Source organism: Catellatospora methionotrophica, from assembly GCF_011297335.1.
Classification (GTDB): domain Bacteria; phylum Actinomycetota; class Actinomycetes; order Mycobacteriales; family Micromonosporaceae; genus Catellatospora; species Catellatospora methionotrophica.
In genome coordinates, this window is the sequence record NZ_JAAOTJ010000004.1 from 394,525 (window position 1) to 407,117 (window position 12,593).

11 protein-coding genes are annotated in these 12,593 nt (G+C 71.6%); 5 read left to right on the top strand and 6 right to left on the bottom strand.

Annotated elements, in window-relative coordinates; all coding sequences use genetic code 11:
• Positions 1 to 89: 89 nt before the first annotated feature.
• From HAV40_RS14430 to HAV40_RS14440, 3 genes are all read right to left on the bottom strand, one after another.
• The gene (locus HAV40_RS14430) at positions 90 to 1,052 is read right to left on the bottom strand and encodes a class I SAM-dependent methyltransferase (RefSeq protein WP_166381462.1); all 963 of its coding nucleotides are present in this window, start codon (positions 1,050 to 1,052) and stop codon (positions 90 to 92) included.
• Positions 1,053 to 1,157: 105 nt separating this feature from the next.
• Positions 1,158 to 2,465: an MFS transporter gene (locus tag HAV40_RS14435; protein WP_239086032.1), complete on the bottom strand. Its 1,308-nt coding sequence runs from the start codon at positions 2,463 to 2,465 to the stop codon at positions 1,158 to 1,160.
• A gap of 51 nt (positions 2,466 to 2,516) precedes the next feature.
• The gene (locus HAV40_RS14440; protein WP_239086031.1) at positions 2,517 to 3,014 is read right to left on the bottom strand and encodes an NUDIX domain-containing protein; all 498 of its coding nucleotides are present in this window, start codon (positions 3,012 to 3,014) and stop codon (positions 2,517 to 2,519) included.
• A gap of 64 nt (positions 3,015 to 3,078) precedes the next feature.
• On the opposite strand from HAV40_RS14440, the gene ku reads away from it, so the two are divergent.
• From ku to ligD, 3 genes are read left to right on the top strand one after another with little or no spacing between them, the layout of a single operon-like run.
• A complete protein-coding gene (gene ku, locus HAV40_RS14445) occupies positions 3,079 to 4,101 on the top strand; it encodes a non-homologous end joining protein Ku (protein WP_166381463.1) in 1,023 nt (340 codons plus the stop codon).
• Positions 4,098 to 4,946 carry an ATP dependent DNA ligase gene (locus tag HAV40_RS14450; protein WP_409364946.1) on the top strand — a complete coding sequence of 283 codons (849 nt, stop codon included), beginning with the start codon at positions 4,098 to 4,100 and terminating at the stop codon, positions 4,944 to 4,946. Before ku ends, HAV40_RS14450 begins: the two co-directional genes overlap by 4 nt.
• Positions 4,943 to 5,770, top strand: a complete 828-nt coding sequence (gene ligD / locus HAV40_RS14455; RefSeq protein WP_166381464.1) for a non-homologous end-joining DNA ligase — start codon at positions 4,943 to 4,945, stop codon at positions 5,768 to 5,770. The genes HAV40_RS14450 and ligD overlap by 4 nt, the downstream gene beginning before the upstream one ends.
• A 411-nt stretch (positions 5,771 to 6,181) precedes the next feature.
• On the opposite strand, the gene HAV40_RS14460 is transcribed toward ligD, so the two are convergent.
• A complete protein-coding gene (locus HAV40_RS14460; RefSeq protein ID WP_166381465.1) occupies positions 6,182 to 7,852 on the bottom strand; it encodes a DNA repair helicase XPB in 1,671 nt (556 codons plus the stop codon).
• A gap of 132 nt (positions 7,853 to 7,984) precedes the next feature.
• Between HAV40_RS14460 and HAV40_RS14465 the strand changes: the two genes are divergently transcribed.
• Entirely contained in the window at positions 7,985 to 8,800 is an 816-nt protein-coding gene (locus tag HAV40_RS14465; RefSeq protein ID WP_239086030.1) for a L,D-transpeptidase family protein, read from the top strand.
• A gap of 189 nt (positions 8,801 to 8,989) precedes the next feature.
• Here the strand turns inward: HAV40_RS14465 and HAV40_RS14470 are convergent, their stop codons facing one another.
• Positions 8,990 to 9,238, bottom strand: coding sequence for a hypothetical protein (locus HAV40_RS14470; RefSeq protein WP_166381466.1), 249 nt, complete (start codon positions 9,236 to 9,238; stop codon positions 8,990 to 8,992).
• An 83-nt stretch (positions 9,239 to 9,321) separates the two neighbouring features.
• A complete protein-coding gene (locus HAV40_RS14475) occupies positions 9,322 to 11,721 on the bottom strand; it encodes a helicase-associated domain-containing protein (RefSeq protein ID WP_166381467.1) in 2,400 nt (799 codons plus the stop codon).
• A 192-nt stretch (positions 11,722 to 11,913) separates the two neighbouring features.
• Here HAV40_RS14475 and HAV40_RS39090 point away from each other — a divergent pair, with 192 nt between their 5' ends.
• Positions 11,914 to 12,300 carry a cold-shock protein gene (locus HAV40_RS39090; protein ID WP_166381468.1) on the top strand — a complete coding sequence of 129 codons (387 nt, stop codon included), beginning with the start codon at positions 11,914 to 11,916 and terminating at the stop codon, positions 12,298 to 12,300.
• Positions 12,301 to 12,593: the final 293 nt, after the last annotated feature.

Sequence of the window (12,593 nt, forward strand, 5' to 3'; positions counted from 1 at the left end):
GTGATCACCAAAGGGGGTCACGGTATGGCACGTGGTCCTCATTGGGCAATGGGGTTGCCGATGGGCTGGAACCACGCGGGCCCGTCGGCTCACTGCGGCGGGAGGAAGTCCCAGTACGCCCCGCGGCGGTGGTAGGTGTGCTCGCAGCGGGTGCAGGTCGCGGTCTCGGGCGTCCAGCTCAGCCGGGTCACGCAGACCGGGCAGACCATGCGCCGGGCCAGGCCCGCCAGCTCCGGCGGCAGGTCGATGGTGTGCCCTCCGGGTCGGTCGTACGCGGGCCGGGCCGGATCGTGGCGCCGGGCGACGACGAACTGGCTCGGACCCCACCAGCCCCTGCCGCAGGTCTGCGCGACCACCTCCATGCCGTGTACGAGGGGCCGGGCCAGCCGGTTCGCGCGTGGGGCGACCTTCTCCCACTGCCGGAAGTTGTTCACGCTCGCGCCGAGCGAGGTGCGCCAGCCGAGGTCGCCGAGCCGTTCGCGGACCGCGCCGAGCTGGAAGTTCCAGAACTGCTCCTCGACGCCCTTGGCCACGGGGGCGGGACTGCGGACCGCGCGGAGCTGCCCGCAGCGCAGGCCCCGGGCCAGGCTCAGCACGTGGTGCTTGATCGGCACGTCGACCAGCCAGCGGTCGCCGACGCAGCGGCTCATCTCGGTCAGGCCGCGGTCGACCTCGGACAGGTGGTGCAGCACCCGGACCACCATGCCCGCGTCGAAGGCGAAGTCCCGGAACGGGATGCGGTACAGGTCGGCGCGGACCAGGTGCAGCCGCCCGGTGGACACCTCGGCGGAATGGCGCTCGCCCGCGTTGCGCAGGTTGGTCGCGGAGAAGTCCACGATGACGGAGTGTTCGGCGCGGGGCAGGTAGTGGCCCGCGTTGCGGCCGAACGCGCCGCCGAAGTCGGCGAACCAGTGGGCCCGGCCCAGCTTCGGGACCAGTCGCCGCAGCACCCGCTGCTCGGCCCAGAGTTCGTAGTCCCGGCCCGACCAGTAATCGCGGTAGTCGTAGCCGTTTGCGTCGTAGTCGATGACGTCGATAGCCGTGGTCTGCATGGCGACCGCTCCGTTCCGCCTAGCGAATTGCCCCATTAAGGAGGCTAATCCACTATCACGGACAAAATGACCGAACGGGCAGAAACCTTCTGGCGTACGAATCGTTCACGCGAGGGTCTTGTCCCCGGCGGGACGGAGCGCGGCGATCTCCGCGGCGCGGGCCGCCTCCTCCGCCTGTTTACGGGCCAGGCCGTCGCGGCCGTCGTAGCGAAGGAACGCGGGCAGCGCGGCGGCCAGCGCTCCGGTGCCTGCGACGCAGAGCACCCCGCCCCAGACGACCGCGCCGCTGTAGCCCCACCAGCGGGCGCTCAGCCCGGCGCGGGTCTGGCCCAGCATCGGTCCGGTCAGGTAGGACAGCATCTCGATCCCGGCCAGCCGCCCCCGGAGGTGGTCCGGGATCGTCTGGTTCCAGATGATGCCCCGGAACAGGCCGGAGATCATGTCTGACGCGCCCGCGACGGCCAGGCCGACCAGCGCCAGCCACAGTGATCCGGCCATCCCGAACAGCACGATGCCCAGGCCCCAGGCACCTGCGGCGACCAGCACCGCCAGACCGTGCCGGTGCACCCTGGCCGTCCAGCCGGAGGTGACCGTGACCAGCAGTGAGCCGGTGGCCAGCGCCGCGTAGAAGAGGCCGAGCACCGACGCGCCGCCGTACTTGTCGGCCACCCACGGGTAGAGGGCCACCGGGAAGGCGAAGAACATCGCGTTGATGTCGACCAGATACGTGCCGATCAGCTCGGGGCGGCTGCGGGCGTACCGGATGCCCTCGACGACCGAGCGCAGCGACGGCCGCTCGGCGGCCTCCGGTGGGGCGACCGCGCGCACCAGCCCGAAGCAGACCAGCGCGACGGCGTACGTGGCCAGGTCGAACCCGAACACCCACGCCACGTCGATGTTGGCGATCATGAGACCGGCCAGGGTCGGCCCGGCGATCTGCGCCACCTGCCAGCGCAGCGAGTTCAGGGAGCCGACCGCGGCCATCTCCTCCGGCGGGGCCAGCCGGGGCATCATCGCGTCCATGGCCGGGCGGTGGATGCCGTCGACCGCGGCGGACAGCCCCGCGATCACGAACAGCACCCAGACCTGAGGGCTGCCGACGAGCGCGTTGAGCAGGAGCAGGCCGGTCAGCACGGCCAGGGTGGCCTCGGCCCAGAAGACGAGCTTGCGCCGGTCCATGTAGTCGGCCAGCGCGCCGCCCACGAACGCCATGAACAGCAGCGGGACCAGTTCCACCACGCCCAGCAGGCCGACGATGAGCGGGTCGCCGGTCATCTGCTTGAGCTGGAACGGGATGGTCACGTACGTGATCATCGACCCGAAACTGCTGACCCCGGCCGCGGTGTACACCAGCCGGAAGTCGCGCCGTCGCAGCGGTGAGATGTCCAGCGCGAAGCGCCTCTTGCTCGTCACGTGCGCCGATACTGCCTGGTGGAACGCGGTCGCGGCAAGCCGTTATCGGGCTCAGTCGGAGTAGATCTGGCCGGTCTCCTCGAAGCGGGCCAGATGGTCCAGCGTCCAGCGCACCGCGCCCGAGGTGGGCTCGGGCAGGTCGTCGAGGGCGAACCAGCCCGCGTCGGCGGCCTCGTCCGGGTCGGGGGTCAGCTCGCCGGACACCTCGGTCAGCAGGTACGACCCGGAGATGTGCTGGTACGTGTCGCCGAAGATGTTCGTGAAGGTGTACTGCGGCCCGGACAGGAAGGCGAACAGCGTCGCGCTCCCGGCCTTCAGTCCCGTCTCTTCGAACGTCTCCCGGATCGCGCAGTCGCGCATCGACTCGCCGAGCTCCATGGCCCCCGCCGGGAACGCCCAGTACCCGTTGTCGGTGCGCTTGATCAGCAGGACCCGGCCCTGCTCGTCCCGGATGACGCCGCGCGCACCCAGGAAGAAGAGCGTCGCGTCGCCCATGGCCGCGCGCATCCTGCCGTGGTACGAGTTCACCCAGCCGTCCTCAGCACCCATGGCCGCCAGCCTAGATCCCACGGACTTCCCGCGGTACACGCCCTCATACGGGCATACTGCCCATATGAGGGCGATCTGGAAGGGCGCCGTCTCGTTCGGCCTGGTCTCCATCTCGGTGAAGCTCTACTCCGCAACGGAGGAGAAGGACATCCGATTCCACCAGGTGCACCGCGCCGACGGGGGACGGATCAAGTACCAGCGCGTCTGCGCGATCGACGGCGAGCAGGTCAGCTATGACCAGATCGCCAAGGGGTACGACGTGGGCGGCGGTGAGATCGTGGTGCTCACCGACGACGATTTCAAGAACCTGCCGCTGACCAGCTCCCGCGCCATCGAGGTGCTGGAGTTCGTGCCCAACGAGCAGATCGACCCGATCCTGTACGACAAGGCCTACTTCCTGGAGCCCGACGGCGCGGCCGGCGTGAAGCCGTACCTGCTGCTGCGCGAGGCGCTGGAGAACGTGGACCGGGTCGCGGTGGTGAAGGTGGCGCTGCGCCAGCGGGAGACCCTGGCGACGGTACGGGTGCACGAGGGCGTGCTCGTGCTCAACACGATGCTGTGGCCGGACGAGGTGCGCGAGGCGGCGTTCGACTTCCTCGACGACGACGTGAAGCTGCGCCCGCAGGAGGTCAAGATGGCCGCCTCGCTGGTCGACTCGATGTCGGGCGACTTCCGCCCCGAGGAGTTCACCGACTCCTACCGGGAGGCGCTGCAGCAGGTCATCGACGTCAAGATCGGCAAGAAGGACACGGTGGTGCAGCCGACCACCGAGGAGCCCATCGCGCCGACGATCGACCTGATGGCGGCGCTGCGCCAGTCGGTGGAAAGAGCCCGTGCGGCCCGTGGCGGCGCGGCCGAGCCCGAGGGCACCGGTCACGCCACCGTCCACCCGATCAAGAAGGCCGCCAGGGCAGAGCCGGAGCAGGCCGCGCCGAAGAAGGCGACGGCCCGCAAGGCCGAGCCCGCGAAGACCGCCGCAGCCCGCGCCGGATCCGCGAAGGCCGGGACCGAGGACGGGGCGAAGAAGTCCACCGCGAAGAAGGCGGCCGCGAAGAAGGCTCCGGCGAAGAAGGCCAAGGCAGCTTGATCCGCGTCGCGCCCGGCCGGTCCGCCCTCGCGCCGATGCTGGCGACGGCCGGCCCGCTGCCGACCGGCCCACAGTGGGCGTACGAGGTGAAGTGGGACGGCTTCCGGGCCGTCTACGCCGACGGGCGCTTCCGCGGCCGGTCCGGGCGACAGCTGTCCGGCCCGCCGCTCCCACGGCTGCCCGAGGTGCTCGACGGCGAACTGGTCGCCCTGGACGCCACCGGCCTGCCCAGCTTCCACGCCATGCAACAGGGCACCCCGCCCGTGTACGTCGCCTTCGACGTGATCCGCCCGGAACTGACCTACGACCAGCGCCGCGAGATCCTGGACAGGCTGATCCTGCCCGCCGCCGTGACCGTGTCACCCAGCTTCGACGACGGACCGGCCACCGTGGCGGCCGCCCGCGAACTGGGCCTGGAAGGGGTCATGGCCAAACGCCGAGCCTCGCGCTACCAGCCCGGAGTGCGCTCACCCGACTGGATCAAGTGGAAGTTCGTCCACACCGGCGACTTCGTGATCGGCGGGTGGCGCGCCGGAGCCCGCCCGCTGGGTGCGCTGCTCGTCGGCACGCCGCTGCCGGACGGCACGCTGCGCTACCGGGGCCGGGTCGGCGGCGGCCTGACCGTACGCACCGAACGGGCGCTGCTGCCCGTGCTCCGGGAACTGGTCCGGCCGGCCTCGCCGTTCACCGGCCACACCGAACCGGCGAACTGGGTCGAGCCGCTGCTGGTCGCCGAGGTCCGCTACAGCGAGATCACCCCCGACGGCCGCCTGCGCTTCCCGATCTTCCTGCGGCTGCGCCCCGACAAGCTGCCCGGCGACTGCCTGGGCGAGGACTGCGGATGAAGGTCAGCGTCGACTCCCGCGAGCTGGCCCTGTCCAACCTGGACAAGCCGCTCTATCCCGACGGCACCACCAAGGCCGAGGTGATCGACTACTACCACCGGATCGCGCCGGTGATCCTGCCGCACCTGGCCGACCGTGCGCTGACCCGCATCCGCTTCCCCGACGGCGCGGACCGCCCCGGCTTCTTCGAGAAGAACGCCCCGCCCAGGAAGCCCGCCTGGGTGCCCGTCTCCCCCGACGGCCTGATCATCTGCCAGGAGGCGGCCACCCTGGTCTGGCTGGCCAACCTCGCGGCCCTGGAGCTGCACACCCACCAGTGGAAGGTCGGCGCACCCGGTCCCGACCGCGTCGTGTTCGACCTGGACCCCGGCCCGCCCGCGGGCCTCGACGAGTGCCGTGCCGTCGCGCTGGCCCTGCGCGACCGCCTGGCCGCCGACGGCCGCGACGCCTTCCCGAAGACCTCCGGCCGCAAGGGCATGCAGGTCAGCAGCGTCTTCGAGGGCACCTTCGACGAGGTCATGACCTACGCCCGCGACATCGCGGCCGAGTTCGCCGCGGCCGCCAAGGACATGGTCACCGACCAGATGGCCAAGGAGCTGCGCCCCGGCAAGGTCTTCATCGACTGGAGCCAGAACAACCAGGCCAAGACGACGGTATGCGTGTACTCCCTGCGCGCCGGCCCCACGCCGACCGTCTCCACGCCGCTGACCTGGGACGAGGTCACCCACGGCGACTTCACCGCGGCCTCCTTCGGCCCCGCCGAGGTCCTCGACCGCGTCGCCCACCACGGCGACCTCCACGCCGGTCTGCTGACCGCGCCCTGAACCGCACCTCTCGCCCGCAGTGTGGCTGGACCGGATCGGCCGCTCGCGGCCGGGGCGAATCAGTGGCGGAAGTTTGATCGTGACCCGAGCGGGCGTCCGGCAGGTATATCGCGTTGGCGAGTGCTCGCTTCGGGACGCTGAAGCGTCCCGAAACGAGCAGCGGCTGGCGGCATGTGTGCCTGCGGTCGGGATATCCACAGGCTCCAGCCGGTTGTCCACAGGGGCTGTCGTGACATCGGAGGGCGCGCGACCATGGGGCATGACTGACGACCAGGCGCGACTCGACCGGCACTGAGCTTCCGGCACCGGTGCTCCTCACCATCCCGGGACTGGCGGAGGGCGAGGAGCACCGGGTGGCGGTGCGCGGCCTACCAGCGGTCGAGGCCGACTTTCCGGAGGTGGCGCGGGTGCTCAGGCGCCTGCGGGGCCGCTGAGCACGTCGTCGGCGTCGACGATGGTGTACGCGTAACCCTGCTCGGCCAGGAAGCGCTGGCGGTGGGCGGCGTACTCGGTGTCGATGGTGTCGCGGGAGACGACGGTGTAGAAGTGCGCCTGGCGGCCGTCGCCCTTGGGCCGCAGCACCCGGCCCAGGCGCTGGGCCTCCTCCTGGCGCGAGCCGAACGTGCCCGACACCTGCACCGCCACCGCGGCCTCGGGCAGGTCGATGGAGAAGTTGCCGACCTTGGACAGGATCAGGGTGCGCACCGAGCCGTCGCGGAACGCGTCGAACAGCCGCTCGCGCTCCTTGTTGGTGGTGCCGCCGTGCACGATCGGCGCGGCCACGCCCTTCTCCTCCAGGTAGCGGCCGATCTCGTGCAGTTGCTCCAGGTAGGCCCCGATGACCAGCACCTGCTCGTCGGAGTGCCGCTCGATCAGCGCCTCGATCACCGGGAGCTTCGCCTTCACGGTGGCCGCGTACTTGTACTTCTCCTCCCGCTCGATCGCGGCGTACGACAGCCGCTCCGCGTCGGACAGGGTGACCCGGACCTCGGTGCAGTCGGCGGGGGCGATCCAGCCCTGGGACTCGATGTCCTTCCACGGCGCGTCGTACCGCTTGGGGCCGATCAGGCTGAACACGTCGCCCTCCTTGCCGTCCTCGCGGACCAGGGTGGCGGTCAGGCCGAGCCGCCGCCGGGCCTGCAGGTCGGCGGTGAACCGGAACATCGGCGCGGGCAGCAGGTGCACCTCGTCGTAGACGATCAGGCCCCAGTCGCGCGCGTCGAAGACGTTCAGGTGCGGGAACGTGCCGTTGCGCCGGGTCGTGAGCACCTGGTACGTCGCGATGGTGACCGGGCGGATCTCCTTGCGCTCGCCGGAGTACTCGCCGATCTCGTCCTCGGTCAGGGTGGTGCGGGCCAGCAGCTCACGCCGCCACTGCCGCCCGGCGACCGTGTTGGTGACCAGGATCAGCGTGGTCGCGCTCACGTCGGCCATCGCGGCCGCGCCGACCAGGGTCTTGCCCGCGCCGCAGGGCAGCACGACCACGCCCGAGCCGCCCGCCTGGAAGTGCTCCATCGCCTCGCGCTGGTAGGAGCGCAGCTGCCAGCCGTCCTGGCGCAGCGCGATCGGGTGCGCCTCGCCGTCGACGTACCCGGCCAGGTCCTCGGCGGGCCAGCCGAGCTTGAGCAGGACCTGCTTGAGGTGGCCGCGCTCGGAGCCGTGTACGGCGATGGTGTCGGGGTCGAGCTGCGCGCCGAGCATCCCGGCGACCTTCTTCGACTTGGCGACCTCGACCAGCACGGCCCGGTCCAGGCCGCGCAGCACCAGCCCGTGCGCGGGATCGTTGAGCAGCTGCAGCCTGCCGTACCGGTCCATCGTCTCGGCGACGTCGACCAGCAGCGAATGCGGCACCGGGTAGCGGGAGAAGCGCAGCAGCGCGTCGACCACGCTCTCGGCGTCGTGCCCGGCCGCGCGGGCGTTCCACAGCCCCAGCGGCGTCAGCCGGTACGTGTGCATGTGCTCGGGTGAGCGCTCCAGCTCGGCGAAGGGCGCGATCGCCATCCGGCACGCGGTCGCGTCAGGGTGGTCGACTTCGAGCAGCAGGGTCTTGTCGGACTGGACGATCAGCGGGCCGTTCGTCATGCTCACCTCGCGCTGGGGAACTGAGGGTCAACAGTCCAGTCTCCCACGCTGTGGCCGAACGGCCTGCAACCGTGCGTCCAGCCCAGGCGTCTATAGTCCCGACACCGGCGATATCGAACCTGGGGAGGCCTGGTGCGCCGTTTCATCGTGGGGCTGCTGGCGGTCACGACTCTGGCCCTGGCGGCCGCCTGTGACCCGAAGGACCCGACCGCCGGGGGGCAGCCCGACTTCGTGCCCGCACCGGCCGGTCAGAGCACGCCCGCGTCCGCGTCCAGCGCCCCGGAGCCGAGCGTGGCGCCGTCGCCCAGCGTGGTGCCCTCACCGACCAAGAAGCCGACGAGCAGCCCGTCACCGGCCGGCTGCCCGCAGGGGGAGTACCAGAAGGTCGTCGAGCAGGCCCTGGCCACGCTCGGCGGATACGGCACCGTGACGGTGGACGGCAAGCAGTCGGCCGCCGACTGCGCGGCGATCAAGAAGTTCCAGAAGCGCTTCGACATCCGGCCCGTCAACGGCAAGGCCGGCCCGCTGACCCGGGGTGTGTCGCAGCGCCTGCTCAAGTCGAAGCCGAGCAGCTGTAACGCAGGCAACGCGCTCACCGCCTGCATCGACCTGACCAACCAGACCACCTGGATCATGAGCGGCGGCAAGGTCGTCTACGGGCCGACGGTGACCCGCACAGGCATGGCCGGGTACACCACGCCGACCGGTTCGTACACGATTCACGACCGGCAGACGAAGAACTGGTCGACCGACTGGGACGTGTGGCTGCCCCTGTGGCAGCGGATCGTGGAGGGAAAGGGTTTCCACACCACCACGACGTACATCCACAACACCAGCATCGGTTCGCACGGATGCGTCAACCTGCTGCCCGGTGACTCGCAGAAGTACTGGAGCACGCTCAAAACCGGTACCGCGGTAAAGATTTTCGGGCGCCGTCCGGGCACCTGATCCTTCCTCCACCGAACGGTCGAGGACGGTCAGTCTTTCGGCCTAAAACGATGAAGGACCGCAACCGCTTACCGTGCGGGATGCGTAATCCGATTGCCGTGCGCGTTCGGGGCGCCAAACGGGGGCGAGCGCAACGTCAGATGGGCCGTGGCGGTTAGGGGCAGCCACGGCCCATCACCCTTTCCCTGTTCAGCGGCGACTGCGGTAGGTCGTCCCGGCCACCGAGAGCACCAGCAGCAGGAAGATGCCGCTGCCGATCGACTCCCCGGCCGCGTCGACCGCGTTGCGGCGCAGGCCCAGCCAGGCGTAGAAGAACCAGGCCACCAGCCCGCCGACGGTCCCGCCGCCGACGATCATGACCAAGTTGCGCGAGAGCCCGCGCGCCACGGGGCGCACCGGTTCGATCTGCCCGGTCGCCGTCTCCTGGTCGGTCGTCATCGTCTCCCTCATTCCCGCCCGGTTCCAGCGTGCCATCCGATGCCGGATTACGGCTGAAATGCCAGGCATTAGGGGGAATCAGGTCAGTCGGCAGCGGCCGCCGCGGTGATCCGGTGTAGGGCGAACGTGTGCAGGGTCTGCGTACGGTCGTCCTCGGCACGCAGGTAGCCCGCCCCGATGGACACCGGCCGGACCAGCCGCGAGGCGTTCGCGCCGTGCGCGTCCACGTACCCCACCCAGACCTTGGCCTTGTCGCGGACCGCCTGCTGCAGCACCGCCAGCGCGTGCGTGTGCGCCTGCACCGCGGTCAGGCTGGACATGGGCTGCCCGGCGGCGGCCCGCACCTCGGCGGGCGCCCGGCGCGCGGCCCTGGCCCGGGCGTCCCCACGGCGGATCTCCTCCACGATGCCGAGCAGGCGCGGCGCGGTGAGCCCGGGAGCGTCCAGGGCGTCCGGCGACGGCTCCAGCGCGGGCCGCGCCGCGGCACGGCGCACCTTCGGCGGGGTCAGCACCGCCGCCCCGGTCGCGTCCTCGGGCACCGGGGCGTATCCGGCGTCGCGCAGCGACGTCAGCAGCCGCGCCGAGCTGAACGGGGTCACCAGCACCGTCGGCGCGAGCCGCCGCAGCTGCAGCCCGCTCAGCCGCCGGTCGGCCAGTGCCGCCGAGATCAGCCCCTCGTCGTCGCTGCGCAGGTAGCTGGTCGCGGTCCCGGTGCGCAGCCCGCCGTGCGTACGCGACACGTCGTCGATCAGGTACGTCAGCGCCTGCGGCACCGCGGTCCGGGACCGGCGGGCGAACAGCGCGTGCAGGTCCGGCCCGGCGTACCCGGCGTCCAGCGCCCGGCGCAGGCTCGCCGCGGTGACCCGGTAGACGCTGGCCCCGCCCCCGGACTCGTGCTCGGCGAGCAGGTCCAGTTCGGTGGCGAGCGCGGGCTCCGGCGGCCCCGGCACGACCACCGTCAGGTCGGCCTGAACCAGTACGTGATCCACCGGCGGTGGCAGCAGTTTCGCCAGCGCGACGGCCACCGGAGTCTCCTCCGGGGCCAGCTCGCCCTCCGGTCGCCGTCCCAGCGGATCCTCGTCCCTGGCCGCCGCGACCGCCTGCTCCACCAGCGCCCGGCCGTATCCGGTGAGCGCGCCCAGGGCGGTGATGCCCAGGTCGGCGGCTTCGGCCAGCGCCTCGCGGTGCAGATCCTCCCGGCCCCGCAGCCGTCGCGGCGCCTGCCAGCGCAGCCATTCGAGCAGCTCGTCGGCGTCCGGGCCGGTGCCCGGCAGCAACTCGCCCAGCGCCGTCAGCACGCTGCGGCGCACCGCGGGCGTGCCCGCGCGTTCCAGTTGCGGCGACAGCACCGTCAGCGGCCGGTCCTTCAGGTCGCGCTGCCCGGCCAGGCCCGGCTGACGCGGCATGGCCAGCCACGCACCGGCCAGCAGCGTCCAGCGCTGGGGCAGCGGCGCGACCCGCCACTGGTCGTACCCGGCGGCGGGCAGGAACGCCAGCTCCGAGCCGAGTTCGAGTTCACCGATCAACCCGGCCGCGGCGGCGGTCTCCAGCAGCAGCCCGGCCAGCGGCTCGGCGATCCCGGCAGCCTTGGCGAGACGGCGCAGCGGCAGCACCCCGATGCCCCCGGCGCGCAGCACCGCGGCGGGCTCCTCGCTCAGCGCCTCCAGCAGGTCCTCGACGTGCCGGAGCACGGTCATGGCCTGACCCGCGCCAGCCCGGTCCACAGTGGTCACCGCGCGCGGCGCGGCGCTGACGGCAGGCGGCAGCGGATGCAGCGGCCCCAGCGGACCGGCGTCACGGCGCAGCAGCAGGCCCAGCTCGCGGGGCAGCTCGACGGAGCCCTCCGTCGTCTCCACCAGCAGGTGGTGTTCGAGTAGCCAGGCCACCGGCTCGGTGCGGTTGGTGGTGGTGCCCACCGGCGGGCCCTCGGCCAGCCGGTCCAGCACGGCACGGGCGGCGGGCGGCGCGGCCAGCAGCGTACGGCGCAACCGTGCCGGATCGGTGACCAGCGCGACGACCGCGCCCGCCAGCTCGGCGGCGGTGTCCAGCTCGGCGGCGGGACGGCCCAGCCCGGCCAGGTACGGCGAGCAGACCTCGTCGACGGTGGGCACCAGGCGCAGCGTGTCCGGGTCGGCGGGGCTCGCCGGATACAGCAGGAGTCTTGCTCTCAGCTTCTCGATCGCCTCGGTGACCCGGACCGGCTCGGGCCCGCCGGTCGGCGCGCAGGCCATGGCCACGATCGCGGCGGCCGAGGTGGTGCCGTCCGATGGGGACCGGGTGAACCGGGCCGCGTCGAGCACCTCCAGCGTGAACCGGTCGAGCGTGTCGAGCGTGCGCGCCACCGACACCCGGGTCTGGGCCCGCACGGCCAGCACCGCCAGGTCGGTGGGGACGGGGGTGATCAGGTCGGGGCGTAGGCGCAGCAGCGCGCCGAGGGCGTCGTCGGACAGCGCGCGTAGGTGGTCGGCCAGCTCGGTGCTCATCGTGCCTCCACGCTATCCGGTCGACGGTCCGCGCGCGGCAGTCGTAAGGACGCAGACGGTTGCCCGGAAGCGGGGATTCCAGTTGGGCCGCCGCACCACGATCGCTAGCCTTGTCAGCGGACCACCACCGGCGTGGTCTCTCAGTCGTGCCGGGCGCCTGGCGCCCGCGGGGAAAGAAGCAGGTGTGCAGCAGTGCCAACGGGTCGCGTGAAGTGGTACGACACGGAGAAGGGATTCGGTTTCCTGACCCGTGACGAGGGCGGCGATGTCTTCGTGCACAAGGCCGCGCTGCCTGAGGGCGCCGGCGAGCTCAAGCCCGGCCAGAAGGTCGAGTTCGGGGTCGCGGCGGGCCGTAAGGGTGACCAGGCGCTGCAGGTCAAGCTGATCGACGCGCCGCCGTCGTTGCAGGAGCTGCGCCGACGCCCCGCCGACGAACTGAACACCCTGATCGAAGACATGATCAAGGTCCTGGAGTCGAAGATCCTCCCCGACCTCAAGCGCGGCCGCTTCCCCGAGAAGAAGACCGCCCAGGCCCTCGCCCAGGCCCTCCACACCATCGCCCGCGACCTGGAGGTCTGACCCCAGCCCGCCCCCCGCCTCCACCCGCCCGCCTCCGGCGGCCCGCCCCACCCGACGGCCGCCGGCCTCCTCGACAACTCTTAAAGACTTGCGGCCTCACGAGCTCGTGAGGCCGCAAGTCTTTAAGAGTTGCGGCAGGGGGTGGGGCGGGGTGGGGTGGGCGGCGGGGTGGGTTAGTCCCTTCGCCTGAATGGCGGCCCGTTCACGGGTGAAAACCGTGCGTGGCGGTTGCGGCCGTGGTCGGGGTGGTGGTGCCGTGGTGGTGGTCGCCCGTGCTGACGTCGTCTCTTCTT

What these genes read in the sequence shown, in the direction of transcription:
- HAV40_RS14430 (WP_166381462.1), bottom strand. Translation starts at nt 1,052, where the DNA reads ATGCAGACCACGGCTATCGACGTCATCGACTACGACGCAAACGGCTAC.
- HAV40_RS14470 (WP_166381466.1), bottom strand. Translation starts at nt 9,238, where the DNA reads ATGACGACCGACCAGGAGACGGCGACCGGGCAGATCGAACCGGTGCGC.
- HAV40_RS14475 (WP_166381467.1), bottom strand. Translation starts at nt 11,721, where the DNA reads ATGAGCACCGAGCTGGCCGACCACCTACGCGCGCTGTCCGACGACGCC.
- ligD (WP_166381464.1), top strand. Translation starts at nt 4,943, where the DNA reads ATGAAGGTCAGCGTCGACTCCCGCGAGCTGGCCCTGTCCAACCTGGAC.
- ku (WP_166381463.1), top strand. Translation starts at nt 3,079, where the DNA reads ATGAGGGCGATCTGGAAGGGCGCCGTCTCGTTCGGCCTGGTCTCCATC.
- HAV40_RS14460 (WP_166381465.1), bottom strand. Translation starts at nt 7,852, where the DNA reads ATGACGAACGGCCCGCTGATCGTCCAGTCCGACAAGACCCTGCTGCTC.
- HAV40_RS14440 (WP_239086031.1), bottom strand. Translation starts at nt 3,014, where the DNA reads ATGGGTGCTGAGGACGGCTGGGTGAACTCGTACCACGGCAGGATGCGC.